Origin of the sequence: Stenotrophomonas sp. TWI1149, assembly GCF_039673155.1 — a bacterium.
In the GTDB taxonomy this organism is placed as follows: Bacteria; Pseudomonadota; Gammaproteobacteria; order Xanthomonadales; family Xanthomonadaceae; genus Stenotrophomonas; species Stenotrophomonas maltophilia_AA.
The window spans coordinates 90,558-114,222 of sequence record NZ_JBDJLB010000014.1 but is presented as its reverse complement, the minus strand read 5'-3'; the positions used below and the strand labels follow the sequence as shown (position 1 = coordinate 114,222).

General features: G+C 69.2%; 21 protein-coding genes. 6 read left to right on the top strand and 15 right to left on the bottom strand.

What is annotated here, in order from left to right; translation table 11 throughout:
• The first annotated feature begins 5 nt into the window (after positions 1-5).
• Together ABE424_RS16060 and dinG are read left to right on the top strand one after the other, a co-directional pair.
• Positions 6-368, top strand: a complete 363-nt coding sequence (locus tag ABE424_RS16060; protein WP_346490565.1) for a hypothetical protein — start codon at positions 6-8, stop codon at positions 366-368.
• A 141-nt stretch (positions 369-509) separates the two neighbouring features.
• On the top strand, positions 510-2,612 hold the full coding sequence (gene dinG / locus ABE424_RS16055) for an ATP-dependent DNA helicase DinG (protein ID WP_346490566.1): 2,103 nt from the start codon (positions 510-512) through the stop codon (positions 2,610-2,612).
• A gap of 110 nt (positions 2,613-2,722) precedes the next feature.
• On the opposite strand, the gene ilvD is transcribed toward dinG, so the two are convergent.
• Positions 2,723-4,561 carry a dihydroxy-acid dehydratase gene (gene ilvD, locus ABE424_RS16050; RefSeq protein WP_346490567.1) on the bottom strand — a complete coding sequence of 613 codons (1,839 nt, stop codon included), beginning with the start codon at positions 4,559-4,561 and terminating at the stop codon, positions 2,723-2,725.
• Positions 4,562-4,765: 204 nt separating this feature from the next.
• Here ilvD and ABE424_RS16045 point away from each other — a divergent pair, with 204 nt between their 5' ends.
• Together ABE424_RS16045 and ABE424_RS16040 are read left to right on the top strand one after the other, a co-directional pair.
• A complete protein-coding gene (locus ABE424_RS16045) occupies positions 4,766-5,329 on the top strand; it encodes a DUF1190 domain-containing protein (RefSeq protein ID WP_346490568.1) in 564 nt (187 codons plus the stop codon).
• 3 nt (positions 5,330-5,332) lie between these two features.
• Positions 5,333-6,511 carry a glutathionylspermidine synthase family protein gene (locus ABE424_RS16040; RefSeq protein WP_346490569.1) on the top strand — a complete coding sequence of 393 codons (1,179 nt, stop codon included), beginning with the start codon at positions 5,333-5,335 and terminating at the stop codon, positions 6,509-6,511.
• A 3-nt stretch (positions 6,512-6,514) separates the two neighbouring features.
• Here the strand turns inward: ABE424_RS16040 and ABE424_RS16035 are convergent, their stop codons facing one another.
• From ABE424_RS16035 to ABE424_RS15995, 9 genes are all read right to left on the bottom strand, one after another.
• The gene (locus ABE424_RS16035; protein WP_346490570.1) at positions 6,515-7,813 is read right to left on the bottom strand and encodes a DUF58 domain-containing protein; all 1,299 of its coding nucleotides are present in this window, start codon (positions 7,811-7,813) and stop codon (positions 6,515-6,517) included.
• Positions 7,814-7,844: 31 nt separating this feature from the next.
• Positions 7,845-8,858 (bottom strand): MoxR family ATPase, encoded by a 1,014-nt coding sequence (locus tag ABE424_RS16030; protein WP_257018680.1) that lies wholly within the window; start codon positions 8,856-8,858, stop codon positions 7,845-7,847.
• Positions 8,855-10,033: a DUF4350 domain-containing protein gene (locus ABE424_RS16025; protein ID WP_346490571.1), complete on the bottom strand. Its 1,179-nt coding sequence runs from the start codon at positions 10,031-10,033 to the stop codon at positions 8,855-8,857. The genes ABE424_RS16030 and ABE424_RS16025 overlap by 4 nt, the downstream gene beginning before the upstream one ends.
• Positions 10,030-11,712 carry a DUF4129 domain-containing protein gene (locus tag ABE424_RS16020; RefSeq protein WP_346490572.1) on the bottom strand — a complete coding sequence of 561 codons (1,683 nt, stop codon included), beginning with the start codon at positions 11,710-11,712 and terminating at the stop codon, positions 10,030-10,032. Before ABE424_RS16020 ends, ABE424_RS16025 begins: the two co-directional genes overlap by 4 nt.
• Entirely contained in the window at positions 11,702-12,694 is a 993-nt protein-coding gene (locus ABE424_RS16015; protein WP_346490573.1) for a stage II sporulation protein M, read from the bottom strand. The genes ABE424_RS16020 and ABE424_RS16015 overlap by 11 nt, the downstream gene beginning before the upstream one ends.
• Positions 12,691-13,380 carry an RDD family protein gene (locus tag ABE424_RS16010; protein WP_176987885.1) on the bottom strand — a complete coding sequence of 230 codons (690 nt, stop codon included), beginning with the start codon at positions 13,378-13,380 and terminating at the stop codon, positions 12,691-12,693. The genes ABE424_RS16015 and ABE424_RS16010 overlap by 4 nt, the downstream gene beginning before the upstream one ends.
• A gap of 121 nt (positions 13,381-13,501) precedes the next feature.
• On the bottom strand, positions 13,502-14,032 hold the full coding sequence (locus ABE424_RS16005; RefSeq protein WP_346490574.1) for a gamma carbonic anhydrase family protein: 531 nt from the start codon (positions 14,030-14,032) through the stop codon (positions 13,502-13,504).
• Positions 14,033-14,092: 60 nt separating this feature from the next.
• On the bottom strand, positions 14,093-15,982 hold the full coding sequence (gene mnmG, locus ABE424_RS16000) for a tRNA uridine-5-carboxymethylaminomethyl(34) synthesis enzyme MnmG (RefSeq protein ID WP_346490575.1): 1,890 nt from the start codon (positions 15,980-15,982) through the stop codon (positions 14,093-14,095).
• A gap of 492 nt (positions 15,983-16,474) precedes the next feature.
• On the bottom strand, positions 16,475-17,005 hold the full coding sequence (locus tag ABE424_RS15995) for a hypothetical protein (RefSeq protein WP_346479047.1): 531 nt from the start codon (positions 17,003-17,005) through the stop codon (positions 16,475-16,477).
• A 147-nt stretch (positions 17,006-17,152) separates the two neighbouring features.
• On the opposite strand from ABE424_RS15995, the gene ABE424_RS15990 reads away from it, so the two are divergent.
• Both ABE424_RS15990 and ABE424_RS15985 read left to right on the top strand, forming a co-directional pair.
• On the top strand, positions 17,153-18,112 hold the full coding sequence (locus tag ABE424_RS15990; protein WP_346490576.1) for a pyridoxal-phosphate dependent enzyme: 960 nt from the start codon (positions 17,153-17,155) through the stop codon (positions 18,110-18,112).
• Positions 18,097-18,711, top strand: coding sequence for an ElyC/SanA/YdcF family protein (locus tag ABE424_RS15985; RefSeq protein ID WP_176987890.1), 615 nt, complete (start codon positions 18,097-18,099; stop codon positions 18,709-18,711). Before ABE424_RS15990 ends, ABE424_RS15985 begins: the two co-directional genes overlap by 16 nt.
• 52 nt (positions 18,712-18,763) lie before the next feature.
• Here the strand turns inward: ABE424_RS15985 and bioC are convergent, their stop codons facing one another.
• The 5 genes from bioC to bioB form a co-directional block, all read right to left on the bottom strand.
• A complete protein-coding gene (gene bioC, locus ABE424_RS15980) occupies positions 18,764-19,648 on the bottom strand; it encodes a malonyl-ACP O-methyltransferase BioC (protein ID WP_179459781.1) in 885 nt (294 codons plus the stop codon).
• 37 nt (positions 19,649-19,685) lie between these two features.
• Positions 19,686-20,468 (bottom strand): SDR family oxidoreductase, encoded by a 783-nt coding sequence (locus ABE424_RS15975; protein WP_346490577.1) that lies wholly within the window; start codon positions 20,466-20,468, stop codon positions 19,686-19,688.
• 59 nt (positions 20,469-20,527) lie between these two features.
• Positions 20,528-21,289, bottom strand: coding sequence for a pimeloyl-ACP methyl ester esterase BioH (bioH, locus tag ABE424_RS15970; protein ID WP_346490578.1), 762 nt, complete (start codon positions 21,287-21,289; stop codon positions 20,528-20,530).
• A 16-nt stretch (positions 21,290-21,305) separates the two neighbouring features.
• Positions 21,306-22,517, bottom strand: coding sequence for an 8-amino-7-oxononanoate synthase (bioF, locus tag ABE424_RS15965; RefSeq protein WP_176987894.1), 1,212 nt, complete (start codon positions 22,515-22,517; stop codon positions 21,306-21,308).
• 62 nt (positions 22,518-22,579) lie between these two features.
• The gene (gene bioB / locus ABE424_RS15960) at positions 22,580-23,614 is read right to left on the bottom strand and encodes a biotin synthase BioB (protein ID WP_346490579.1); all 1,035 of its coding nucleotides are present in this window, start codon (positions 23,612-23,614) and stop codon (positions 22,580-22,582) included.
• Positions 23,615-23,665 lie beyond the last annotated feature (51 nt).

The window sequence follows — 23,665 nt, the reverse complement described above, 5'->3', positions numbered from 1 at the left end:
TGAACATGGACCTTCTGATCTCGATGCTGGGCATGGTCGGCGTACGCCTGCCCGTGCTGATCGCGCTGGCGATCGCCGTGGTCTGGGTGGTGGATACCCCGCGCGGGTCGATCCGCAGCGTGGCCCTGTGGGCCCTGGGCGTGATGGCCCTGACCACCCTGGCAGGCCTGGTACTGAACGTGGTGCCGATGTGGCTGGTGCAGCAGGGCAACTACGAGAACCTGCAGCTGATGTCGACGCTGCTGGGTGTCGGCCACTTCGCGCTCAACCTGTTTGAGGCGCTCGCGCTGGTCCTGCTGGTCTGGGCGATGACCCGCGCGCTGCGCGGCCGCGCCGTTCAACCGCTGCCGCCGCTGCCGCCGCGCTGAGCGGGTACAGCCGCCTGTCGTGGTCCACACCTTCCGCGTGGGCCGCGTCACGGATATGAACCGGCGCGGAAAATGGCGCCGGTCACGGCCCCCGGGTCGTGAGAAAATGGGGACCGTGATCCAGTCAGGCAGTCCCCCGGCGTGACCGAAAAAGTTGAAGCCCCCCGCGTCCTGAACGACGAGCTCAAGGCCGGCATCCGCGACGCCTACGCCAAGCTGCAGGCCAATACGCCCGGCTTCAGCACCCGGCGCTCGCAGAGCCAGATGATCGGCGTGGTGTCGCGTGCGCTCTCGCACAGTGGCGGCGTCGGCGTGGTCGAAGCGCCGACCGGCGTCGGCAAGTCGCTGGGCTACCTGACCGCCGGCGTGCCGATCGCGCTGGCGACCAAGAAGAAGCTGGTGATCAGCACCGGCACCGTGGCACTGCAGTCGCAGCTGGTCGAGCGCGACATCCCCAATTTCCTCAAGGCCACCGGCATCGAAGCGACCGTGGCGCTGGCCAAGGGGCGCACCCGTTACCTGTGCACCCGCAATGCCGCCGAAGCGCATGGCGACGGCGCGCAGGAAGGCATGTTCGAGGATGAGCAGCCGCTGTTCGATCGCCCGCTGGCACCGATTGAAATGGACCTGGCGCAGTCGCTGAGCAAGGCGTTCCTCGAAGGCCGGTGGAACGGTGACCTGGACAACGCCCCGGAAACGATCAGCAACACCCTGCGCTCGCGCATCACCACGCCGGCCTCGGGCTGCGCCGGGCGCAAGTGCGCCTACTCCGCGCAGTGTGCGGTGCTGCGCTCGCGCAACACGGTGCGCGAGGCGCAGATCGTGGTGACCAATCACGCGCTGCTGTTGTCGGCGCTGTCGATCGGGGAGAGCGACAACGGTCAGCCGCTGATCGCGCCGCCGTCGGAAATGCTGCTGGTCCTCGACGAAGGCCATCACATCGGCAACGTCGCTATCGACCAGGGCGCGGCCAGCCTCGCGCTGGACGAGATGGCCAAGCGTACCGGCCGCCTGCAGGTGCTGATCGCCGCGTCCTACCGCGCGGTGGACAAGGACAAGCTGGGCAACCTGCTGCCCAACGAGGCGATCGAGGCCGCCGCCAAGGTCAGCAAGCAGCTCAAGGCCTTCCGCGATGTGATCGACCGCAGCTGGCGGCCGGACCCGTCCGCGCAGGAGCCGATGTGGCGCGCCCCGAACGGTCGCCTGCCGGAAATCTGGATGCCGGATATCGAGGCCATCGCTGACGATACCCGCGCGCTGTTCAACTGGGCGCACGCCGCGCTGACCCAGGTGGCCAAGGGCAAGCCCGAGGATGCCGCGCGCGAGCGCCTGCAGCGCAACCTCGGCATGGCGCTGGAGATGATCGAGCAGCAGCACAACCTGTGGACCGGCTGGCGCCGCGAAGACAAGGACGGCCAGCCCCCGACCGCGCGCTGGATCACCCTCTCGCGCGATGGCGACCTGGTCCTGCATGGCTCGCCGGTTTCGGCCGCGAACGTGCTGCGCAAGCTGCTCTGGGATGAAGTGGATTCGGTGGTGATGACCTCGGCCACGCTCACCGGCGGCGGGGACTTCCAGGCGCTGGCGATCGACAACGGCATTCCGGCCGAGGCCGAGATGGTCTCGCTGGCGTCGCCGTTCGATCTGCCCAACCAAGCGCAGCTGATCGTGCCGGCGTTCCCGGTCACCCCGGATGACAAGGAAGGTCACCCCAAGGAAATCGCCAAGTACCTGGTCAAGGAACTGGACTGGGACAAGGGCAGCATCGTGCTGTTCACTTCGCGCTGGAAGATGGAAAAGGTGGCCGAGCTGATGCCGGCCGCGCAGCGCAAGCAGGTGCTGGTGCAGGGCGAAACCGCCAAGCAGAAGATGATCGACGAGCACCTGCGGCGTACCTCGGCCGGCGAGGGCTCGGTGCTGTTCGGGCTCAATTCGTTCGGCGAAGGCCTCGATCTGCCGGGCGAAGCCTGCACCACGGTGGTGATCACCCAGGTGCCGTTCGCGGTCCCGACCGACCCGCAGACCTCCACCCTGAGCGAGTGGTTCGAAAGCCGCGGCCTGAACGCCTTCAACCTGATCGCGATCCCGCACGCCCTGCGTACGCTGACCCAGTTCTCCGGCCGGTTGATCCGCACCTCCACCGATACCGGCCGCGTGATCATCCTCGACTCGCGGCTGCTGACCCGCCGCTACGGCAAGCGGATCATCGATTCACTGCCGCCGTTCAAGCGGGTGATCGGGTAGGGGTGCATCAGACAGCCACGTGGTCGTGGCGTTCACAACGGTAGCGCCACGCCATGCGTGGCTGCGCTCCGATGTGCCTGAAACTGCACGCATCCACGCATGGCGTGGACCTACTCTTCCAGCTTCGCCAGGTCCCGCACCGCACCCTTGTCGGCACTGGTGGCCAGCAACGCGTAGGCCTTCAGCGCGCCGGTGACCTTGCGCGGGCGGGCCTCGCGCGGCTTCCAGCCCAGTGCATCCTGCTCGGCGCGGCGTGCGGCCAGCGTGGCGTCATCCAGCAGCAGATCGATGCGCCGTGCGGGAATGTCGATACGGATGCAGTCGCCGTCGCGGACCAGGCCGATGGTGCCGCCCGAGGCCGCTTCCGGCGAGGCATGCCCGATCGACAGGCCCGAAGTGCCGCCGGAGAAACGACCGTCGGTGAGCAGTGCGCATTGCTTGCCCAGGCCCTTGGATTTCAGATAGCTGGTCGGGTACAGCATTTCCTGCATGCCCGGGCCGCCCTTCGGGCCTTCATAGCGGATCACCACCACGTCGCCGGCCACCACCGTGTCGGCGAGGATGCCGGCCACGGCGGCGTCCTGGCTCTCGAACACACGCGCGTTGCCTTCGAACACATGGATCGATTCATCGACGCCGGCGGTCTTCACCACGCAGCCATCGACGGCCAGATTGCCGCGCAGCACCGCCAACCCGCCCTCGGCCGAATAGGCATGCGCCACGGCGCGGATGCAGCCTTCGGCACGGTCCACGTCCAGCGTCGGCCAGCGCGTGGCCTGGCTGAAGGCGACCTGGGACGGGATGCCGGCGGGCCCGGCACGGAAGAAGTCGTGCACCGTTTCATCGGTGCTCACCGCGACATCCCAGCGCGCGATCGCCTCGGCCAGGGTGCGGCTGTGCACGGTCGGCACGTCGGTATGCAGCAGCCCGCCGCGCGCGAGTTCGCCGAGGATGCCGAACACACCGCCAGCTCGATGCACATCCTCCATGTGGTACTTCGGGGTATTCGGGGCGACCTTGCACAGCTGCGGCACACGGCGCGACAGCGCATCGATGGCATGCAGGTCGAAGTCCACTTCCGCCTCCTGCGCCGCCGCCAGCAGGTGCAGGATGGTGTTGGTGGAACCGCCCATGGCGATGTCCAGCGTCATCGCGTTCTCGAACGCTTCGCGGGTCGCGATGCCACGCGGCAGGGCGCCGATCTCCTCACCGCCGTACCAGCGGTGGCACAGCTCCACGATCAGTCGCCCGGCGCGGCGGAACAGCTGCTCGCGGTCGGCATGCGTGGCCAGGGTCGAGCCGTTTCCGGGCAGCGACAGGCCGAGGGCTTCGGTCAGGCAGTTCATCGAGTTGGCGGTGAACATGCCCGAGCACGAGCCACAGGTGGGGCAGGCGCTGCGCTCGTACTCGGCGACCTTCTCATCGCTGGCGCTTTCATCCGCGGCGATCACCATCGCATCGACCAGGTCCAGCTTGTGCTCGGACAGGCGCGTCTTGCCGGCTTCCATCGGTCCACCGGAGACGAATACCACCGGGATGTTCAGGCGCAGCGCGGCCATCAGCATGCCGGGCGTGATCTTGTCGCAGTTGGAGATGCACACCAGCGCATCGGCGCAGTGCGCGTTGACCATGTACTCCACCGAGTCGGCGATGATCTCGCGGCTGGGCAGCGAATACAGCATGCCGTCGTGGCCCATGGCGATACCGTCATCCACCGCGATGGTGTTGAACTCCTTCGCCACGCCGCCGACCTGCTCGATCTCGCGCGCCACGAGCTGGCCCAGGTCCTTGAGGTGCACGTGGCCGGGCACGAACTGGGTGAACGAGTTGGCGACGGCGATGATCGGCTTGTGGAAGTCGCCATCGGTCATCCCGGTGGCGCGCCACAGGGCGCGGGCGCCAGCCATGTTGCGGCCGGCGGTGGAGGTGCGGGAGCGGTATTCAGGCATGGTGGCTGGCAGGATCTGGCGGGCCGTGGGGGCGCGTTTCAGCTCGATTCTGCCGAAAAATTCCGGTTGCGTTTGCAACCACCTTCGCCGCTGCCGCGCGATCGAATCCTGAAACGCTGTTCATGTTTTGGACTTTGCCGGTTTTGGTTGTTCGCCCCGATCAGGCATGATTGGGGAGATAACCGTATTAGGGGGCATGACGCCATGAAACGTTCCAGGACCACTGCGCTGCTGCTGATGAGCGCTGCGCCGCTGCTGTTCACCGCCTGCCAGAAGAACGAGGCCGTGCAGGTGCAGGAAGGGCTCTACACCTCGGTGCAGGCCTGTACCGAAGCCACCGGCGATCCGTCCAGCTGTCGCACGGCCTTTGCCGACGCGCAGAAGCAGTCCGCCGATGCCGCCCCCAAGTACGCCTCGCGTGAAGCCTGTGAAGCCGAGTACAACGCCGAGCAGTGCGTGGAACAGAAGACCTCCACCGGCCATTCGTTCATCGGCCCGATGATGATGGGCTTCTTCATGTCGCAGATGCTCAGCAACCGTGGCGGCGCAGGCCTGGCCCAGCAGCCGGCCGCGAGCCCGGCCTATCAGGACAAGGCCAAGGGCTGGGCACGCCCGGGTCCGTCGACCGGTGGCATGAACACCGCCAGCGGCATCGGCGCCGGCAAGGCCGGCCTGGCCCCGGTCAATGCCACCCCGAACCGGGCGGTCACCGCCAGCCGCGGTGGCTTCGGCAACACCAGCAGCAACCGCAGCAGCGTCGGCGGCTGATCGATGCAGCGCGTGCGTATCGCCGAGCGCAGCCAATGGCGCGCCCGGGCCGAAGAGTCGGGGTTCCGTTTCCACACCATCGATGGCCTGCCGTACTGGGATGAAACCGCGTACTACGCCTTCACCCTGCGTCAGATCGAACAGGACATCGAAGATCCCAGCGCCGAGCTGCATGCGATGGCGATGGATCTGGTGGACGAGGTGGTGGGCAGCCAGCAGTTGATGGACCAGCTGGCGATCCCGCCGCAGTTCCGCGACTGGATCGCCGACAGCTGGCGCCGCCGCGAGCCGCATCTGTACGGCCGGCTGGATTTCGCCTACGACGGCAGCGGCCCGGCCAAGCTGTACGAGCTGAATTACGACACGCCCACCTCGCTGTTCGAGGCCTCGTTCTTCCAGTGGCAGTGGCTGGAGGACCAGCGCAACCAGAACCGGTTGCCGCCGCATGCCGACCAGTTCAACGCGATCCATGAGGCGCTGGTCGAACGCTTCGGCGAACTGGCCGCGCAGTTGCCGCCGCCGCTGTATTTCAGCGCGGTCGGTGCCTCGGAAGAAGACCAGGGCACGGTCGCCTACCTGCGCGACTGTGCGGCCCAGGCCGGCCTGCGTGGCGAAGCGATCGCGATCGAGGATATCGGCCTGTCCGAGGACGGGCGCTTTACCGCGCTCGACGACACCGTGATCGGCAGCCTGTTCAAGCTGTACCCGCTGGAAGACCTGATGACCGAGTCGTTCGGCCAGGCGCTGCCCGCCTCGGGCGTGCAGCTGCTGGAACCGGCCTGGAAGGCGATCCTCAGCAACAAGGGCGTGCTGCCGCTGCTGTGGCAGCGTCACCGTGGCCACCCGAACCTGCTCGCCGCCGAGTTCGACGACGGCAGTGAGCTGCCGCGCGGCTGGGTGCGCAAGCCCTTGTTCTCGCGCGAGGGCGCCAACGTGGCCATGCACCTGGCCGACGGCAGCTGGCAGGAAAGCGAAGGCCCGTACACCGGCCCGGCGATCCGCCAGGCGGCGCATCCGCTCACCGCGTTCGATGGCGGTTATCCGCTGATCGGCAGTTGGATCGTGGGCAACCAGGCCTGTGGCATGGGCATCCGCGAAGACAACAGCCGGATTACCCGCGACAGCGCCCGCTTCGTTCCGCACGCGATCATCGACGAAGCGCCGACGCGTATCTATCTCTGACGGTTACAACAACCCATCCCGCTTGACCGCCAGATAGCGCTCCACCAGCGCCCCGGGCAGTGCCTCGGCGGTGACATCCAGCACCATCACCCGATGGCTGCGCAGCGCGTCATGCGCGTCGCTGCGCTGCTGCAGATAGCGGGCGATCGCACCGGCCTGGGTGGCGTCCTGCAGGGTCTCCACCGGCTGGGCCAGCGCATCGTCCAGCGCGCGCTCGCGCAGGCTGGCCACGCACACCAGGTGCTGGCGCTGCAGCAGGCGCACGGCCGCGAGGAGGTCTTCGATGTCTTCATCGCGCACGTTGGTGACCAGCATCACCAGCGAGCGCCGGCGTTGCCGCAGCGAAAGCTCGGTGGCCGCGGCGAGGTAATCAGTGGCGACCGGTTGCGCCTGCAGGTCGTAGCTGGCGCGCAGCAGGGTATCGATGGTGCCCATGCCGCGTTTCGGTGCGACCCAGCGGCTTTCGCCACCGGCGGCGAACAGGCCCACGCCGTCGCCCTGGCGCAGCGCGAGGTAGGAGACCACCAGCGCTGCATTGAGCACATGATCGAAGTGCGACAGGCCGCCTTCGCTGGCCATCATGCGCCGGCCGGTGTCGATCATCAGCACCAGCTGCTGGTTCTTCTCGTCCTGGTACTCGCGTGAGATCAGCTTGCGTGCCCGCGCGGTCGCCTTCCAGTCGATCTGGCGCAGGCTGTCGCCGATGCGGTACTCGCGCATCTGGTGGAAATCGGTGCCTTCGCCGCGACGGCGCTTGAGGTGGGCACCGACCAGGCGCGAGGCCTGTTCGGCACTGAACAACGCAAAGCGGGTCAGCGGTGCGAAGTTGGGGTACACGCGCACCGTCATCGCCGGCGGCAGCTGCCGCCGCTGATGCCACAGCCGCCAGGCGCTGTGCACGCGCAGGTGCACGCCCTCGAACACGAAGCGTCCCCGCGCGGTGGGCGTCAGCCGATACGCCACGCTGCTGCTGACCATCGGCTTGAGCGCCAGCGCACGCGGCAGGCCCTGCAGGGCCCAGCCACCCGGCACCAGATCGAACACCTCCACGCGCTGGTGCCGGCTCGATTCCAGCCGCAGCGTGGCCTCGCGTTCGACGTTCAGCGCCAGCGACTCCGGCAGCGCGCGGTGCACGCTGGGCGAGGGCTGGCGGCGCAGGCGCAGCAGGTCCACCAGTGCGATCAGGCCCACGCCGGCACCGATCGCCCACCAGACCGCGTGCGGCCAGGTACCGAGCACCACCGGCACGCCGAGCAGGCCCCAGCCGGCCAGCAGTGCCAGCAGCAGCGGTCCCGGCCTCATGCCGGTCGCCCGCGATGGACGGCGCGCGCACTCATTTGCGTGGTGCGTCCACCTTGGCCAGCAGTGCGGTCAGTGCATCGTCGGCGCTTTGTCCTTCGATCTGGAGTTCCGGTGCCAAGGCGATGCGGTGGCGCAACGCCGGCTTGGCGATGTCGCGCACGTCGTCGGGGGTGACGAAATCACGGCCGGACAGCACCGCCTGCGCACGCGCCGCCCGCACCAGCGCGATGCTGCCGCGCGGGCCGGCACCGAGCGCGATACCCGGCCACTGCCGCGTGGCGGCGACGATACGCACCGCGTAGTCGATCACTTCCGGATCGACCGTGATCGCCGCGGTCGCCTGCTGCAGCGCGACCACCTCGGCCCCGCTCAGCACGCGTGGCACCTGCGAGAGATCGAAGTCGGCCGCGCTGCGGCCGGTGGTGATCGCATCGACCATGCGCTTCTCGTCGTCCAGCGTCGGGTAATCGATCAGCACCTTGAGCAGGAAGCGGTCCAGCTGCGCTTCGGGCAGCGGGTAGGTGCCTTCCTGCTCGACCGGGTTCTGCGTGGCCAGGGTCAGGAACGGCGGGGTCAGCGCGAACGCCTTGCCCTCGATGGTGACCTGGCCTTCCTGCATCACTTCCAGCAGGGCCGACTGGGTCTTGGCCGGGGCGCGGTTGATTTCATCGGCGAGCAGCAGGTTGGTGAACACCGGGCCGCGACGGATCTTGAAGCTCTCGGTCTTCGGGTCGTACACCGCATGGCCGCTGACATCGCTGGGCATCAGGTCCGGGGTGAACTGCACGCGACCATAGTCCAGCTCCAGCGCCTGGGCGAGGGCACGCACGAGCAGGGTCTTGCCCAGCCCGGGCACGCCTTCGATCAGCACATGGCCACCGGCCAGCAGGGCGATCAGGATCTGGTCGAGCACCTCGGGCTGGCCGATGAAAGCGCGGCCGACGGCGTCGCGCACGGCATCGACGCGCTCGGACAACGGCGACGGCGACGGCGGCGCGGTCACGGCAGGAGGGGACAGCGGCGGCGGAAGCGTCGGCTCGGTCATAGCAGGTTTCTCATCTGGATCAGCAGGCGGATGCGGTCGCGCAGGCCGGCGACGTCGTGGGCAGCGGGTGGGGTCAAGGCGGTCTGCACGCGTGCGTGCGACCACTGCAGCAGGGTGGCGATGGCGTGCACCTGGGCCTCGCCGGCCAGCGCGGCGGCCGCCGGTGAGCGCCGTCGCAGGCGAGCCAGGAAGGCACGGCGGACCGCGTCGTACAACAGCGGCGCTTTGCCGAAGCGCAACAGGTGCTCGCCGCTGGCGCGGATGTGTTCCAGCAGGGAGCGGCGTTCGGCCGGCGGCGAAGGCAGTTCGCTGCCCAGCCGCTGCGCACGCTGCCACAGCCAGCCGAGCAGGGCCAGCAGCAACGGCGCCCACACCGGCCAACCGAGGTAGAACACGCGGTTCCACAGCGAGGGCGGACGGGAGGCGTAGACCAGCCACATCGTGCCCTTGCCATGGTTCGGCGCCAGCACGTAGCGGGTCAGATCGCGGTGCGCCTTGTCGTGCAGGCCATCGACGATCGCGTTGGCAGCATTCGGGGGGACCGTCGGGTTGGGCCGGCCCTTGCCGTGCATGAAGGCCATGTCGGCCAGCACATCGATGCGGCCATGGCCGTGGCGCAGGCGGGCGAAGACCCGGCTTTCCTCATCTCCCCAGCCCCGCTCGAGCGTGATGCCAGTGGGCGGCGTGACCGCGAAGCGGCGTCCATCGCAGAACTCGACATGCTGCGGGTCATCGCGCACGTGGAACGGCTGGCAGTCGCTTTCATGGCCTTCGCTGTCCACGCCGAGCGCGTCCAGCAGCGGCCCGTTGCGCGCGTCGTCCTTGCCGATCGGTGGCGTGCGCACGATCAGATGCCCGCCGCGTGCCACCCAGGCCATCAGGGCGGCCACCGCGGGCGCGGGGACCTCCGCACTGTCCTGCAGCAGCACGACGGTATCGCCCGGCGCCAACGGCATCCGGGTCAGGTCCAGGCGCGGCCGCGACTGCACCGTGAGGCCGTCCGCACGCAGCGCCTGGCCGAGCACATACAGCGGGTTGTAGCTCGCTTCGCCCTGCGGGGGCAGGCGTTCCACCTCGGTCACCCGCTCGTGCGTGCGCAGGAACAGGATCGCCAGCGGCACCGCGATCACCAGCAGCACGAGGCCAACCAGCAGCCAGCGCAGGCGGGCGCTCATGCGCGCCACCCGAACTGGGCCTGCAGCGTGGAGGCCAGCGAGTCGAAGTCGTCATCGGTCGGCAACTGGCCCGCATAGGCGGCGTACTGCCAGACCCGCACGATGCGTGCGAACAGACTGCGGTCGGCCTCGACCGGCATCCGTCGCGAAGCGCGCAGGCACTGCGCTTCGGTGGCCCCCGGCGGCAGGCTGACCTGCGCGCGTTCGCTCATGGTGTCCACACTGGCGCGATACAACAGCGCCAGCGCCTGGCGGGGGCGTCCCTCCTGCCACAGCGCACGCGCACGTGCGGCGGGATCGGGCGGTGCCACGTCCGGTATCCGGATCGCGTCTTCCACGACCGCCGTCGCCGTTGCGCGACGGCGCTGGCCAGAGCCGCGCAGCCACGGCAGCCAGCGCGGCGCGGTGGCCAGCAGCAGCACCACCAGCAACCCCACGACCGCCCACAGCGTCCACTCGGCGATCTGTGCCGGCAACAACGGACCCTTGGCACCGCGTTGAGAGGTGCCCTTGGTTGCGGCCTCGCGCTTGGCCTTCTCGACATCGGCTGCGTCGGTGTCCGTGCGCTTCCACTCGGTCACCTCGCGGATCGGGCTCTGCAGCGGGTCTTCGTACGCGCGCTGCACGGCCTGGCGGAAGCCGGCCGTATCCACCGCATCGCCGCCGAAGATGCCGACCGGTGTGTTGTCCGGATCGTTGTCGTAGGTCAGCGGTGGATCGTCTTCTTCGGCTACTTCTTCGCCGTCTTCGTCAGCGGCGTCGGCCGCATCGGAGGCGGGCGCCAGGCCGTCCTCTAGCGACGGCGTGTCATCGGCCGGTGCCGCCACCGCGCCTTTGGCGTTCGACGGCGGCCCCTGCTGGGCGTGCAGCGCCGCGCCCGGCCAGATCAGCACCAGGGCCAACATCAGCAACGGCGCCGCCTGCTGCAGCCGTACGCTAAGGCGCCGGAAGGCGATCTCCAGATCCCACGCCTCCATCTGCGTACGCCGGTCCAGGTACAGCCCGAAGCCCGCGCCGGCGTAGAACGGACCGATCACCGTGGCCGCGCCCCAGAACAGCAGGTTCACGCCCAGCTGCATCCACGCCGGCATGTCCTGCTTGGCCAGCTCCCACGCCGCGCGCCAGGAATCGGACAACAGGTCCACCGGAATGAACAGGAATACCGCGGCGATGCCGCCGGCCACCAGCACGATCTCGAACACCATGCACACCAGCGTGAGCAGCAGCGCATGCCCCAGTGCGCCCCCGGCGATCGCACGGCGCCGCTGGCGCCGATGCGCCGGATCAGCACCTTCCAGCAGATTGACCGGGAGCAGCACCGAGCGCAGCGGGCTCAGGCGTCGCCAGCCGAGATAACCCCAGAAGCCCTGCCAGCCCCAGGAGCGCTGCGCGCGCAGGGTCTGCCGGGTCGTCGACGCATCGCCGAACACCCCGCGCGAGATCACGTACAGCGCGATGCGCTCGAACAGCGGCTTGAGCCACCACATCGCCAGCCAGGCCCAGCCGAAGCTGTCGGTCCACCACGCCACGGCGTTGAGCAGCACGAACACCGGCAGCGACACGGCCAGCCAAGGCGCCCAGACTGCGGCCGCATGGCGGCGCACCAGGGCCATGCCCAGCTCCATGGCCTCCCAGCCCGAGCGTGCCCGCAGCACGACGTTGAGCCGATCAATCTGCATCGGCCGCCCCGCGTCCACCGCGCCACAACCAGACGAACACCGTGGTCCACAGCACCGCGGCCACGCTGTATTTCCCCCATGCCGGGATCGCCGCGATCGAGGACCAGAAGGCTTCGATGAAGGCGGCGATCAGCAGCATCGCCGCGACGCCCACGCACAGCTTGGCTCCGATCACGCCGCCCTCGACCAGCGCATCGATGCGCCGCCGCCGCCCGGGGGCAAGCAGTTTCATGCCCAGCTGCAGGCCGGCGCCGCCGGCGATCACGATCGCGGTCAGCTCGAACGCGCCATGGCCGGCCACGAAGCGCCAGAACGGATCGCCGTGGCCGATGTGCTGCAGATGGCCGGCGACCGAGCCGATGCCGACACCGTTGAACAGCATCACCAGCACCGTGCCGACGCCGGCGATCAACCCGAAGGCGAACGTGCGCAGGCCGATGCTGATGTTGTTCATGATGTAGTAGCCGAACATGGTCCAGTTGGTGCCGCTGTCGCGGCCCAGGTTCGGCGAGGCCGGATCGTACATGCGCTCGAATTCGGCGATGCGCGCGTTGTCCAGCAGCAGGTGGATCAGCTCCGGGCGCCACAGCACCAGCGCGAAACTGCCCACCAGCGGCACCACGAACAATGCTGCGGCCACCCACATGCTGCGCGCCTGGCTGCGCACCAGCTGCGGGAAATCGGCGAACAGGAAGGCGAGCGCGCGCTGCCACTGCGGTCGCGGCGTGCGGTAGAGCAGGGTGTGGCCCTGCTGCATCAACTGCTGCAACCGCGCGACCAGCTGCGGGCTGTAACCGCGTCGGCGCGCCAGCGCCAGCTGCTGGCACAGGCGGCGGTAGCGCTGCGGGAAATCACCGTCGTCCAGGCCCTCGTGGGCGGCGTGCCGACGTGCCTGCCGTGGATGCTCGCCGCGCTGGGTCAGCCACTGCTCCAGCGCCTGCCATTCGGCCTGGTAGCGGGCGACGAACTGTTCCTGTCTCATCGGCGTCCCAACAGCCAGTTGGCCATCGCATACAGGCGCAGCACCCCGACCTGGCCGCGGCTTCCGGTGAGCGGTGCGGCGATATCGGCCAGCTCCTGCTGGCGCGGGGTCGACAGCCGCGGCGCGCGCTCGGCGAAGGCGACCACGGCCGCCTGCTCGGCCGGCTGCAAAGGGTGCGGTGGCACCAGCACGCTGCCGACCGGCACGCTGCCGCCCAGCGGCGGCGCACCCTGGTGGATCACCACGGTGCCGGCGACCAGATCGCCGAGGCGGCGGCCATGCGCATCGAACAGACTCGACAGCAGGCCGAGCGCGTAGCCGAACGGCAGCATGTCCACGGTGCGCAGCAGGTTGCGGGTGATCGCGCTCATCCAGCCGATCGGTCCGCCATCGCGCGCGACCACGCGCAGGCCCATGGCGCGTTTGCCCAGGGTGCGGCCCCAGCACGCTTCCTGGACGATGGTATAGGCCCACAGCAAGAGGAACATCAGGCCCAGGTAGAGGCCTTGGCCGAAGCCCCCGAGGAAGGCCAGCGGAATGCTCAGGATCATCAGCGCGCCGATGCGGATCACGAAGTCGATCGCCCAGGCCAGCGCGCGCGGCAACGGACCGGCCACGGGCAGGTGCAGGGGCACGCCTTCGGGGGTGATGACCTCCCGGTAGGTGTCCAGCATGGGCGCGCTCATCGGCGGCACGTCACGCTGGATCGTACGGAAGGCCACAGGGGACGCCGGATTCCTCTCCGGTCTGCCAGCGGGGGCATGCGGGTCTCGACTGCTTCCTGGTCGGCTGAGGACTTTACCGCAATCAACCGCGGTACTGATCCTTCAGGCGCACATAGTGATCGGCCGAGTAGTGCAGCGACTCGATCTCCTTGTCGCTGAGCCTGCGCGCCAGCCGCGCCGGGTTGCCCAGCCACAGCTCGCCTTCGCTGACCACCTTGCCGGGGCCGAGCACCGCGCCCGCGCCGAGGAAACCGTGCGTGCCCACCTTGGCGCCATCGAGGATGCAGGCACCCATGCCGATCAGGCAGTAATCGCCGATGGTGCAGGCATGGATGATGGTGCCGTGGCCGACCGTCACGCCTTCACCGATCAGGGTCGGGTAGCCGCCCTTGTTGAACGGGCTGTGGTGGCTGACATGGATGATGGTGCCGTCCTGGATGTTGCTGCGCGCGCCGATCCGCACGTGGTTCACATCGCCGCGGATCACCGTGCCCGGCCACACCGAGACGTCATCGCCCAGCACCACGTCACCGATGATCGTGCAGGCCGGGTCGATGTAGACGCGTTCGCCGAGCACGGGCAGTTTGTCGAGGAAGGGGCGGATCGGGGACATGCGGACTCCAGGCAAGGACGCGCCCTGCTGGGCGCGGGGTCATGATACCGGGCGCTGTTGTTACGCGACTCTGCTGCGACGCGCGCGTTCCAGGTGCACCAGCAGCAGCGAGATCGCCGCCGGCGTCATGCCGGGGATGCGCTGGGCCTGGCCGATGGTCTGCGGCCGCACCCGTTCGAGTTTCTGCTGCACCTCGGCCGAGAGGCCGCGCACGCCGGCGTAATCGAACTCCGCGGCGATGGCGGTATTCTCGTGGCGCTGCTGGCGCGCGATCTCATCGCGCTGGCGGTCCAGGTAACCGGCGTACTTCACCCCGATCTCGACCTGTTCGGCGACCTTGGCATCGGCCACGGCCGGGCCCAGCGACGGCACCTGCATCAGCGTGGCGTAGTCCAGTTCGGGGCGCTTGATCAGGTCCAGCACGTTGGTTTCGCGGCTGACCGCCACGCCCAGGGTGGCCTCCACTTCGCGGCCGAGCGCATTGCCCGGCGTCGCCCACAGTGCACGCAGGCGCGCGGTTTCCCGTGCCACGGCGTCCTGCTTGGTCTGGAACGCGCTCCAGCGACGGTCATCGACCAGGCCGAGTTCGCGGCCGAGGCCGGTCAGGCGCACGTCGGCATTGTCTTCGCGCAGCTGCAGCCGGTACTCGGCGCGGCTGGTGAACATGCGGTACGGCTCATTGGTGCCGTGGGTGATCAGGTCGTCGACCAGCACGCCCAGATACGCCTCGTCGCGGCGCGGGCACCAGCCGGCGTCGTCGCGGGTGAAGCGGGCGGCGTTGAGGCCGGCCAGCAGGCCCTGCGCGGCGGCCTCTTCATAGCCGGTGGTGCCGTTGATCTGGCCGGCGAAGAACAGGCCGCTGACGGTCTTGGTCTCCAGCGTGTTCTTCAGCCCGCGCGGATCGAAGAAGTCGTACTCGATCGCGTAGCCCGGCCGGGTGATATGCGCGTTCTCGAAGCCGCGCATGCTGCGCACCAGGTCCAGCTGCACATCGAAGGGCAGCGAGGTGGAGATGCCGTTGGGGTAGATCTCGACCACGTCCAGCCCTTCGGGCTCGACGAAGATCTGGTGGCTGGCCTTCTCGGCGAAGCGCACCACCTTGTCCTCGATGGACGGGCAGTAGCGCGGGCCGATGCCTTCGATCTGCCCGCTGTACAGCGGCGAACGGTGCAGCGCGTTGCGGATGATCTCGTGGGTGCGCTCGCTGGTGTGGGTGATCCAGCAGCTGACCTGCGCCGGATGCTCGGCCACGCTGCCCAGGAAGGACATCACCGGGCGCGGGTCGTCGCCGGGTTGTTCTTCCATCAGGCTGTAGTCCAGCGAGCGGCCATCGATGCGCGGCGGCGTGCCGGTCTTGAGGCGGTCGATCACGAACGGGCGCTCGCGCAGGCGCGCGGCCAGCGTGGTCGCGGGCGGGTCGCCCATGCGGCCGGCGGCGTACTGGGTTTCACCGACGTGGATCTTGCCGGCCAGGAAGGTACCGGCGGTGAGCACCACGGCCGCCGCGCTGAAGCGCAGGCCGGTCTGGGTGATCGCACCGCGCACGGCGTCGCCTTCGATGATCAGGTCATCGACCGCCGCCTGGAACACGGTCAGGTTGGGCTGGGCCTCGACGATCTGACGGATCGCCATGCGGTAGAGATTGCGGTCGGCCTGGCAGCGCGTAGCGCGCACGGCCGGGCCCTTGGAGGCGTTGAGCGTGCGCCACTGGATGCCGGCGCGGTCGGCGGCATGGGCCATCGCGCCGCCCAGGGCATCGATCTCCTTGACCAGATGGCCCTTGCCGATCCCGCCGATGGCCGGGTTGCAGCTCATCGCGCCGATCGTTTCCACGTTGTGGGTCAGCAGCAGGGTGCGCGCACCGCTGCGCGCGGCCGCCAGCGCGGCCTCGGTGCCGGCGTGGCCGCCGCCGATGACGATCACGTCGTAGCGGTAGAAGGAGTCAGTCATGGCGGAGGAGCTCGGGACGGGGCCGGGCGGCCCGGATCAGCCCTGGCGACAGGGCGCGGGTGGCGATTTTAGCGCCATTCGTCGGGGGCCATGAAATCAACCCTCAAGTTGGCACGTTTTCTGCAGATAACCCAATAGCACCCAGGATGGCATGCGCCTTGTGCGCAACGGACCGGAATTGGAACAGGGGCCGGTCCAAGCGCATCGTGGGGAAGCAGAGGGGCCGGCAGTCGGGGGACTGCCGGCCCTGTTTTTTTTGCCGTTCCCGGCCGCGCCGGGTGGCCCAAATACAGAAGGCCCCGCCAGTAGCGGGGCCTTCTGCGTTTAAGGTGCCGACATCCGACAGGGCCGGAACAGGGGGGATCCAGATGTTCCTGGCGGATATCGACATAGAGCCGAATGTGACGCCACTTGTCGCTTTTGACACTTTGTGACCGTGGCAGTCACCGCCCGGCTAGAGTGAACCGCCGGGCGGGTGAAAATCAAGCCATCTCAGGGCTCAACTGTGCGTTGGTTCGCATTGTTGAGATTCCGCCACGGGGAGCCGTTCATCCTCGGCGCAGCCGGACGCGGGGCCTGGGCCGGGCGTGCCTGCGGCGGACGCGAGGGGCGCTGCTGCTGTTGCTGCGGTCGGCGCGGGCCACCCACCGAATCCATGTTGCGCCACGGCGAGCCACCGTTGGTCGGACGCGGACGATCCGGCGGACGGGTCGGATGACCCCCATTGCCGTTGCCGGGACGCGGCGGCGGGCGATGATTGTGCGGCGGACGGTAGTTCGGATAGGGGCGATACACCGGGTAGCCGTAACCACCGCCATAGCCGCCGCCATAACCGTAATATCCGCCACCGCCGTAGTAGCCGCTGCCGTAGCCGTAGGGATAGCCGGCCGGGTAGCGGTACTCGACCGACGGTGCGCCGTGGTAGTAGCCACTGCCGCCACCGCCACCGCCGACATAGTCGTACGTCGCGCAGCCGGACAGGGCCAACAACAGGCCACCGGCAAGAACAAGGCGCATTTTCATGATGGGTCCCCCCAAAGGGCTGTAGGGCCAGCTTCGGCCCACGGCATTGAATCGGCCCTTAACTCGGCCCGATCCGAATGAATGGTTGCCATGCTGACACGTTCATCAGGGCACATGTGGCCGTGGGGCATACGTTAATCTTGCGTCATGAGCGATTCACCCTTGCCCTGTGTTGACGACGTGCTGGCGGCGGCGGCGCGCATTGCCGCGCACGCCTGCGTGACCCCGGTGCTGCGCTCGCGCACGCTGGATGCGATGACCGGCGCCACGATCTTCTTCAAGGCCGAACACCTGCAGCGCAGCGGCGCCTTCAAGTTCCGCGGCGCGTGCAATGCCGTCTGGGCGCTGGACGATGACCAGGCCCGGCGCGGGGTGGTCACCCACTCCTCGGGCAACCATGGCGCCGCCCTGGCGCTGGCCGCGCGTACCCGCGGCATCGCCTGCCATGTGATCGTGCCGGAGGGCGCCGTGGCGGCCAAGCTGGCCAACATCGGTCGCCACGGGGCCACGCTGTGGCGCTGCGACGCCTCGATCGCCGCGCGCGAAGCGATGTGCGCGCAGGTCCAGGCCGAAACCGGGGCGACCCTGGTGCATCCCTACACCGATGCCCAGGTGATCGCCGGGCAGGGCACGGCCGCGCTGGAGCTGCTGCACGCCAGCGAGGGCCTGGACATGATGGTGGTGCCGGTGGGCGGCGGGGGCCTGGCCTCGGGCACGCGGCTGGCGCTGCAGGCGGTCGCCCCGGCGGCCGGGCTGGTTCTGGCCGAACCGCTGGGGGCGGCCGATACGGCGCGCTCGCTGGCGGCCGGCGAGCGCCGCATCGATTTCACCCCCGATACCGTCTGCGATGGCCTGCGTGGCACGCTGGGCATGCCGAACTTCGCGCTGCTGCACGGCGCGGCGCAGGTGATCACCGTTGCCGATGACGCCACCATCGCCGCGATGCGGCTGATCTGGCAGGTGCTCAAGCAGGTGGTCGAGCCGTCCTCGGCGATCGCGCTGGCGGCGATCCTCGCCGAACCGGCCCGCTTTGCCGGCAAACGTGTCGGTGTGGTGCTGTCGGGCGGCAACGTCGACCTGGACGCCCTGCCATGGAGCGCGGCATGAGCCGGCGCACCGGGGTGGGGTTCTTCGGCTGGCTGTGGCGGTTGTGCATCGTGCTGGCCGTGTGGCTGCTCGGGGTCACGGCGTGGATTGTCTGGATCGGCGAGCGCGACCAGGCACAGAAGGCCGACGCGATCATCGTGCTCGGTGCGGCGGCGTATGACGCCAAGCCCTCACCGGTGTTCGAAGAGCGCATTCGGCACGGCCTGGATCTGTACCAGCAGGGCTATGCGCCGCTGCTGATCTTCACCGGTGGCTACGGCGGCACCGGCGCGCGCTTTTCCGAATCGCAGGTGGCACGTCGCTACGCGCTCAAACAGGGCGTACCGGATGACGCGATCCTGATCGAGACGGCCTCACGCACCACCCGGCAGAACCTGATCGAGGCACGGCGCCTGATGGATCAGCGCAAGCTGCACCGCGTGATCATCGTCAGCGATCCGCTGCACATGGCGCGCGCGCTGCGGCTGTGCCGGGAACTGGGCATCGATGCGCTGGCCTCGTCCACGCCGAGCACGCGCTTCCGCAGCTTCCACACGAGCTGGCGGTTCCTGGCGCAGGAAATCTACTTCTTCCACCGCGACCTGTTTCCGGCGTCCTAGCGCAGCGCTTCGCCGCGGTGCTGCGCCGTAACGCCGGGCAGACGCCGGCGCATCACGTCGTCCGCCGACGGATCGGAATCGCCGAGATCGGCACGGTGGCGACATCGTGGCCGCGCTCGCGGATCGGCGCGCCGCCCTCCGGTGCCCAGGCATGGGCGTAGATCACTTCCCAGCTGCTGGGCAGCTTGCCATCCTCGCGGCGCAGCGGCTCGTACGCTGCCCGCGCGGCATCGAAGCGCCCGCGCCCGGTCAGGGTGTGGCGGCGGTCCTGGCGCGCGTTGGTGGCGCCGATCGCCTGCAGCTCGCGCATCAGCGCGGTCAGGTCGTCGTAGGTCAGGGTGAACAGGTCGCGGTCCAGCACCGGATCGCGGAAGCCGGACATCATCAGCGCATCGCCGAACTGCGCGATCGGGGCGAAGCGGCTGACATGCGGCACGTCGTCGGCGGCGGCAAACGCATCGCGCAGTTCGATCAGGGTTTCCGGCCCGAACGTGGAGACCAGCAGCAGGCCCCCGGGCTTGAGCGCGCGGCGGAACCCGGCGAACACCGCCGGCAGATCCTCCACCCACTGCAGGCACAGGTTGCTGAAGATCACATCCACGCTCTGGTCCAGCACCGGCAACGCCTGCGCATCGCCGCATACGCGCGAGAACGGCTTCCACCAGCCGGCCTGCTTCTTCGCCTCGCGCAGCATCGGCTGGGCCAGGTCGAGCGCGATCACCTGCGCCTTCGGCCAGCGCTTCTTCATCACGGCGCTGGCGTGGCCGGTGCCGCTGCCGACATCGAGCACCACCTGCGGCTGGCGGTTTTCCAGGTAGTCCAGCGATTCGAGGAGGCGCTTTTCCACCTCGCGCTGCAGCGCCGCGGCGGCGTCGTAACTGCTGGCGGCACGCGAGAAGGCGCGGCGGACGTGATGGGGATCGAAGCTGGACGTCATGGGGTACTCACGGCTCAAAACGATGGTGCGGGTGGAATCAGAAGGTGCCCGGGTAGGCGCCGCCATCGATCAGCAGGTTCTGCCCGGTGATGTAGCCGGCCTGCGCACTGCACAGGAACGCGCAGGCGGCGCCGAACTCATCGGCGGTGCCGAAGCGGCCGGCCGGGATGTGGGTGCGCTTGCGTTCGGCGAGCTGGCCGGCATCGATGCCCTGCTGCTGCGCCAGATAGGCGAAGTTGCCGCGCAGGCGGTCGGTATCGAACTGGCCCGGCAGCAGATTGTTGAGGGTGACGTTGTGGGCAACGGTCCTGCGTGCCAGCCCGGCCACGAAGCCGGTCAGCCCGGAGCGTGCGCCGTTGGACAGCCCGAGGATGTCGATCGGCGCCTTCACCGAGGACGAGGTGATGTTGACCACGCGGCCGAAGCCGCGCTCGATCATGCCGTCCACGGTGGCGCGGATCAGCTCGATCGGGGCCAGCATGTTGGCATCCAGTGCGGCGATCCAGTCGTCGCGGCTGAACTGGCGGAAATCGCCCGCCGGTGGTCCCCCCGCGTTGTTGACCAGGATGTCGACCTGCGGGCAGGCGGCCAGCGCCGCGGCGCGGCCCTCCGGCGTGGTGATGTCGGCGACCACGCCGATCACCCTGCGGGCGCCCGGCAGGGCCTGCAGCTCGAGCACGGCGCGATCCAGCGCCGCTTCACCGCGCGCGGCAATCACCACGTTGACGCCTTCGCGGGCCAGCGCACGCGCACAGCCCAGCCCGAGGCCTTTGCTGGCGGCGCAGACCAGGGCCCAGCGGCCGGCGATTCCAAGATCCATGGGTCAGTCCTGTGGCGAGAGGCAGGCGTACATGATCGGCGATGCGTGGCCGGGAGAGGTCAAGACTGTGCGGCAACAAAGTGTTGCAGCCGCGCGGCGACCTCGTCGGCATGGCCGAGGAACGGGGCATGCCCGCCGTGGGCGACCACATGGACCTGCGCGGCGGGGGCCAGCGCGCCGGCCGCCTGCATGGCCCGCGCCGAGACCAGCCGGTCGCGCTGGCCGGCCAGCCACAGGCTGGGTTTGCCCAGCGGGGCCAGGGCGCCGCGGAGATCGGTGTTCTCCAGCAGTCGCAGGCCTTCCTGCAGCGCACGGGGGGCCGGTTCTCCGCGCGCGACCAGCATCTCGCGCAGCGTGCGCAGTTCCTGGCGGGCGTGTTCGGACCCCATCGCGTCCAACGCGAGGAAGCGCTCCAGCGTGCCGCGATAGTCCCGCGCGAGGTCCTGGCCGAACTGGCCGAACACCGCCGGCTCGACCGCATGCGGCCAATCGTCGCCGCGCACGAATCGCGGGGTGGCGGCGATCATCGCCAGGGCGCGCACCTGCGGCAGTGTCGCGGCGGCATGCAGGGCGAACAGGCCGCCGAGCGACCAGCCGCACCAGACTGCCGGCGGCGTGGCCGCGGCGATGGCGTTGACCACATGCGGCAGGCGCAACGGGGTGGTGTCGTCGCGGCTGGCACCATGGCCGGGCAGATCGACCAGGTGCAGCTGGAGATGCGGCGACAGCCGCTCCACCAGCGGCGCGAACACGCCGCCATGCAGGGCCCAGCCATGGATCAGGACCAGCGCCGGGCCCCGGCCGATGACATCGATATGCATGCTCAACTCTGTGGCGTCACGCGGTCAGGGCATTCAACGCGTGCTGCTGGCCCACGGTATCGCGGGCGTGCGCGATCGCATCGACCAGCGCGCGCACCTGCGCCGGCGCATGCAGTGCGGACAGCGTGACGCGCAGGCGCGCCTTGCCCTCGGGCACGGTCGGCGGACGGATCGCGCTGACCAGGAAACCCGCCGCCTCCAGCGTGGCCGACATCGCCATCACCGTCGACTCGGCGCCGCACAGCAGCGGTTGGATCGGCGTATCGGACGGCATCAGTTCCAGGCCGTGCTGGCGGGCACCGGCGCGGAAGAGGCCGATCAACTCGGTGAGCTTCTCGCGGCGCCAGTCGTCGCGGCGCGCCAGCTTCACGGCGGCCAGTGCAGCGGCGGCCTGGGCCGGCGGCACGGCGGTGGTGTAGATGTAGGGCCGCGCGGTTTCGGCCAAGTGCTGGATCATCGCCTCGTCGCCGAGCACGACCGCGCCACTGCCGCCGAGTGCCTTGCCGAGCGTGGCCAGCTGCAGCGGCACATCGTCGACGCCCAAACCTGCATCGGCCACGCAGCCGCGGCCGTGTTCGCCGACCACGCCGATACCGTGCGCGTCATCGACGTACAGCAGCGCTTCCTGCATGCGCGCCACCAGCGACAGCGAGCGCAGCGGGGCGATGTCGCCATCCATGCTGAAGACACCGTCGGTGGCCAGCATCGCCGCGCCGTTGGGCGCGTGCTTGAGTTGGCGCAGCGCGCCTTCGGTATCCAGGTGCGGATAGCGCCGCAGTCGGCAACCGGCCAGGCGCGAGGCATCGAGCAGGCTGGCGTGGTTGAGCCGGTCCTGCACGCAGACATCGTCTTCTTCGCCGAGCAGCGCCTGCTGCACGGCCAGGTTGGCGGCAAAGCCGCTGCCGAACAGCAGTGCGCGCGGATAGCCGAGCCAGTCGGCCATTTCCTGTTCGAGCGCTTCATGCAGCGCATGGTGGCCGCAGATCAGGTGCGAGGCGGTCGCGCCGGCGCCTTCGCGCGCGGCGGCATCCTGCAGTGCGCTGACCACCCCGAACTGCTGCGACAGACCCAGGTAGTCATTGCTGCAGAAGTTGGTCAGCCATTGGCCGTCCACTTCCAGCTGCACGCCATCGCGCCGGCTCACCACGCGGCGGACACGCAGGCGCCCCTGCGCGTCGCGGAGCTTGCGCTGGGCCTGGATGCGGTCGTGCAGGTCAGGACGGGCCATGGTCGTCAGGGGGTCCGGGTGGGCCGCTAGCGTACCCGGTTGCCGGGCCCGCTGCTCGGGGCTCAGGCCGCCCGCCCACAGCCGCCGCCAGCGGTGATGTCGGCGTGGACCGTGGCCGGGTGATCGTGCCCCACCGCGTCCACGCTGATCGCCATCGGGCGCAGCCCCAGCCGTTCGAACAGGGCCAGGTCGCGCTCGGTGTCCGGGTTGCCGGTGGTCAGCAGCTTTTCGCCATGGAAGATGGAGTTGGCCCCGGCCAGGAAGCACAGCGCCTGAAGCTCGTCGCTCATCGCCTCGCGCCCGGCCGAAAGCCGCACCATCGAACGCGGCATCACGATGCGGGCCACCGCGATCATCCGCACGAACTCGAACGGGTCCAGCGCGGCGGTGCCGTGCAGGGGGGTGCCGGCGACCTGCACCAGGCGGTTGATCGGCACCGAGTCCGGGTGGGCGGGCAGGGTGGCCAGCGCCAGCAGCAGGCCGGCGCGGTGTTCGCGCGTCTCCCCCATGCCGACGATGCCCCCGCAGCAGGTCTTCAGCCCGGCATCGCGCACGTGCGCCAGCGTGTCCAGTCGGTCCTGGTACTGGCGCGTGTGGATGATCGAGTCGTAGTAGTCCGGTGCGGTGTCCAGGTTGTGGTTGTAGTAGTCCAGCCCGGCCTCGCGCAGGGCGGTGGCCTGCGCGCCGCTGAGCATGCCCAGCGTGGCGCAGGTTTCCAGGCCGAGCGCCTTCACCTCGCGGATCATCGCCGCCACCTTGGGGATGTCGCGGTCTTTCGGCGAGCGCCAGGCCGCGCCCATGCAGAACCGCGAGGCGCCGGCGGCCTTGGCCTGGCGCGCCCTGGCGACCACATCGTCGGTGGCCATCAGCTTCTGCGCGTCCACGCCGGTGCTGTAGCGCTGTGCCTGCGGGCAGTAGGCGCAGTCTTCCGGACAGCCGCCGGTCTTGACCGAGAGCAGGGTCGAGACCTGCACTTCCGCCGGATCAAACTGCTCGCGGTGCACGCTGGCCGCGCGGTGCAGCAGCGCCGGGAACGGCAGTGCGAACAGCGCCAGCAGCTCCTCGTGGTGCCAGTCGTGTCGGATGACAGAAGCCATGGGGATGTCCTGACAGATAGGGGAACGAAAGGGCGGCAGTCTGGTGAGGAG

Bases quoted from the DNA above. Each gene is read 5' to 3' on its own strand.
- ABE424_RS16060 (WP_346490565.1), top strand. From the start codon at position 6: ATGGACCTTCTGATCTCGATGCTGGGCATGGTCGGCGTACGCCTGCCC.
- ilvD (WP_346490567.1), bottom strand. From the start codon at position 4,561: ATGCCTGAATACCGCTCCCGCACCTCCACCGCCGGCCGCAACATGGCT.
- ABE424_RS16045 (WP_346490568.1), top strand. From the start codon at position 4,766: ATGAAACGTTCCAGGACCACTGCGCTGCTGCTGATGAGCGCTGCGCCG.
- ABE424_RS16040 (WP_346490569.1), top strand. From the start codon at position 5,333: ATGCAGCGCGTGCGTATCGCCGAGCGCAGCCAATGGCGCGCCCGGGCC.
- ABE424_RS16035 (WP_346490570.1), bottom strand. From the start codon at position 7,813: ATGAGGCCGGGACCGCTGCTGCTGGCACTGCTGGCCGGCTGGGGCCTG.
- ABE424_RS16030 (WP_257018680.1), bottom strand. From the start codon at position 8,858: ATGACCGAGCCGACGCTTCCGCCGCCGCTGTCCCCTCCTGCCGTGACC.
- ABE424_RS16025 (WP_346490571.1), bottom strand. From the start codon at position 10,033: ATGAGCGCCCGCCTGCGCTGGCTGCTGGTTGGCCTCGTGCTGCTGGTG.
- ABE424_RS16020 (WP_346490572.1), bottom strand. From the start codon at position 11,712: ATGCAGATTGATCGGCTCAACGTCGTGCTGCGGGCACGCTCGGGCTGG.
- ABE424_RS16015 (WP_346490573.1), bottom strand. From the start codon at position 12,694: ATGAGACAGGAACAGTTCGTCGCCCGCTACCAGGCCGAATGGCAGGCG.
- ABE424_RS16010 (WP_176987885.1), bottom strand. From the start codon at position 13,380: ATGAGCGCGCCCATGCTGGACACCTACCGGGAGGTCATCACCCCCGAA.
- ABE424_RS16005 (WP_346490574.1), bottom strand. From the start codon at position 14,032: ATGTCCCCGATCCGCCCCTTCCTCGACAAACTGCCCGTGCTCGGCGAA.
- mnmG (WP_346490575.1), bottom strand. From the start codon at position 15,982: ATGACTGACTCCTTCTACCGCTACGACGTGATCGTCATCGGCGGCGGC.
- ABE424_RS15995 (WP_346479047.1), bottom strand. From the start codon at position 17,005: ATGAAAATGCGCCTTGTTCTTGCCGGTGGCCTGTTGTTGGCCCTGTCC.
- ABE424_RS15990 (WP_346490576.1), top strand. From the start codon at position 17,153: ATGAGCGATTCACCCTTGCCCTGTGTTGACGACGTGCTGGCGGCGGCG.
- ABE424_RS15985 (WP_176987890.1), top strand. From the start codon at position 18,097: ATGGAGCGCGGCATGAGCCGGCGCACCGGGGTGGGGTTCTTCGGCTGG.
- bioC (WP_179459781.1), bottom strand. From the start codon at position 19,648: ATGACGTCCAGCTTCGATCCCCATCACGTCCGCCGCGCCTTCTCGCGT.
- ABE424_RS15975 (WP_346490577.1), bottom strand. From the start codon at position 20,468: ATGGATCTTGGAATCGCCGGCCGCTGGGCCCTGGTCTGCGCCGCCAGC.
- bioH (WP_346490578.1), bottom strand. From the start codon at position 21,289: ATGCATATCGATGTCATCGGCCGGGGCCCGGCGCTGGTCCTGATCCAT.
- bioF (WP_176987894.1), bottom strand. From the start codon at position 22,517: ATGGCCCGTCCTGACCTGCACGACCGCATCCAGGCCCAGCGCAAGCTC.
- bioB (WP_346490579.1), bottom strand. From the start codon at position 23,614: ATGGCTTCTGTCATCCGACACGACTGGCACCACGAGGAGCTGCTGGCG.